This is a genomic window from Aurantimonas sp. A2-1-M11 (genome assembly GCF_036549475.1).
Lineage (GTDB): Bacteria > Pseudomonadota > Alphaproteobacteria > Rhizobiales > Rhizobiaceae > Aurantimonas.
In genome coordinates, this window is sequence record NZ_JAZHLI010000170.1 from 1 (window position 1) to 2,237 (window position 2,237).

At 61.4% G+C, this 2,237-nt stretch carries 3 protein-coding genes; 1 reads left to right on the forward strand and 2 read right to left on the reverse strand.

Annotated elements, in window-relative coordinates:
- Positions 1–578: 578 nt before the first annotated feature.
- Positions 579–866: a hypothetical protein gene (locus tag VQ042_RS25305; RefSeq protein WP_331823011.1), complete on the reverse strand. Its 288-nt coding sequence runs from the start codon at positions 864–866 to the stop codon at positions 579–581.
- On the opposite strand from VQ042_RS25305, the gene VQ042_RS25310 reads away from it, so the two are divergent.
- Positions 772–1,140 carry an isocitrate lyase/phosphoenolpyruvate mutase family protein gene (locus VQ042_RS25310; RefSeq protein ID WP_331823010.1) on the forward strand — a complete coding sequence of 123 codons (369 nt, stop codon included), beginning with the start codon at positions 772–774 and terminating at the stop codon, positions 1,138–1,140. The two genes, VQ042_RS25305 and VQ042_RS25310, sit on opposite strands and share 95 nt — an antisense overlap.
- Here VQ042_RS25310 and VQ042_RS25315 read toward each other — a convergent pair.
- Positions 1,028–1,957: an MBL fold metallo-hydrolase gene (locus VQ042_RS25315; protein WP_331823009.1), complete on the reverse strand. Its 930-nt coding sequence runs from the start codon at positions 1,955–1,957 to the stop codon at positions 1,028–1,030. The two genes, VQ042_RS25310 and VQ042_RS25315, sit on opposite strands and share 113 nt — an antisense overlap.
- Positions 1,958–2,237: the final 280 nt, after the last annotated feature.

Here is a 2,237-nt window from a genome sequence, read left to right on the forward strand (position 1 = left end):
CGCCATCTGGTCGGGGTCAAGCTTCTCCGAGGCGCGGCCGAACCTCACGCGCCGGAACTCCTCGACGAGGTGCTCCAGACGGACGATGTAGGACTTGAGGTCCGCGACCTCCGTATCCATCCGGTGTGAGCCGCGGCGGTCTCGGTTTGCTGTGTTATCCTGACCGCGTGGAGATCGATAACGACAAGATCGATGATGCTGTCTTGGCACTTTTGTGGTTGAAGACTCGGCTCGTCGGTGATCTCGATCTATACGCTTGGGAGGACCAGAAGCCCTATGTCGAGACGCCTCGATGGAATCGTGTGTCTACGAGGCCCTTTAGGCTGAGACATGAGGAATAAGAGCCTCAAGCGGTGGGCACTCACATTGCAGCATCGGTCACCTGTCGATAAATCAGCAGGCGCGCATCGTGAGTGCGTGAGACTGGTCCGGTCGTTCCTCGAGGTGCGGCCGGGCCTGTTTGCTTTCGGGATAAGGAACAGTGACGGGCCAGACCGTCTTCCTCGCTTTGCGCTATGCCCAGCTTTCGCTTCGTGTCCGAACCCGCAAACCCGCAGTTTTGTAAAGCGAACGAGCGCTCATTGGCCGGAAGCAACTTGCGGGTTGAACGACAGTGACCAGACTTCGGGCTGATTGGTCTTCGGATAAGCGACGTCCTGTGGGGCGGTTCGCTTGTTTGTGTCCAGCGCCGTACCGGGACGATATTTCGTCCGTTCTAAACGGGAGCCACCGATGATCACCGCGGCCCAGAAGCGAGCGAAATTCCGCAACATGCACGAGAGCGGCTTTTTCTTGCTTCCCAATGCTTGGGACGCAGGCAGCGCGGTCCGCCTCACGAAACTGGGGTTCAGGGCGATTGCGTCCACCAGCTCAGGTGCCGCCTGGACGGCGGGTAAGGAAGATGGCGAACTCGGTCTCGATGCCACGCTCCATCATCTGAAGAAGCTCGTTGCATCGACTCCCCTGCCCGTCAACGCGGACTTCGAGAACGGCTTCGCCGATCGCCCCGAGGACGTCGCTGAAAATGTCACGCGGGCCGTCGATACCGGGATCGCGGCACTGTCGATCGAGGACTGGTCAGGCTGTCGAACTGTTCCAGATAAGACCATGCCGACTGATCGATCGCGGGCGCGTCCATGATGCCGCCGCCCTCCTTGATCAGCGCGCCGATCTGCGTGCGCAGGTTCACCAGGTAGTCGTAGGTATCGCGCCGCGCCGTCGCCAGATCCGTGGCATGGCCGTGGCCGGGCACGATATGGGTTGGCTCGAACGCCGCCATGGCCTCGAACACCTCGATCCAGCTCTTGATGTTGCCCGCCGGTCCGTTGCCCAGGATGCGTTCGACATAGACGATGTCGCCGGTGAACATCACGTCGCGCTCATCGAGCCAGACGAAAGCGTCGCCGGGGGTGTGTGCGGAGCCGCGCTGCATGATCTCGAAGCTGAGGCCGCCGAAGTCCAGCGTGTAATCGCTCTCGAAGGTCACGTCGGCGTAGGACGGCTCGGTCCCCTCCAGTCCCTTGCCGAGAAACTGCGCCAGTGCGCTCATTTGCTGGGATGCGCGCGCCCGGTGATCCTCGACCGCCGCTTCGGATGCGATCACCGTCGCGCCCTGCGTCTGCCAGTAGCCGTTGCCAAGCCAGCGGTGATCCTGCCCGCCGGTGTTGATGACATGTTTCACGGGCTGGTCGGTGACGCTGCGGATGGCCTCGTGCAGCGCCTCGGCGCCTTTCCACGATCCGCCGGGATCCACCAGCACTGCGCCCGCATCGGTGACAACCAGTCCGAAGGTCGCGTTGTTGGCAAAGTTTTCGGCCTTGCGCTGTTCCGTTTCGCCGACGATGGCCCAGACCCCGTCCGTGACGGGCTGCACCTCAAGCGGAGCGGCAACGGCAGTGGCAGGCAGCAGGCCCGCCAGAATGAAAGCACGATGAATGGACATGATTTTCCCTGTCAAGCAGTCTGCCGAGACGAAGATCGGTTACGTCCATGTCGATAGATGCGAGCTTACTGGATTGGTCGTAGGCTTTTTGCAATTCCGCGCCGTTCCTCCGTCACCACTGTGGACGGCTGTCGCGGCGTAACTGCTCACGTCGGTGGCATTCTGTCTTGATTTGAGGGGCTGATATGAGTCAAGATTCCCATGACTCACCCGCCCCGACGCTTGCTGACCGACGCTGATAAGGACGCCCTGCTGGATCGGCAGGCGGCTTTGATCGACGCGCTGATGGCACGGA

Coding starts and splice junctions, on each gene's coding strand:
- VQ042_RS25310 (WP_331823010.1), top strand. CDS start 772: ATGCACGAGAGCGGCTTTTTCTTGCTTCCCAATGCTTGGGACGCAGGC.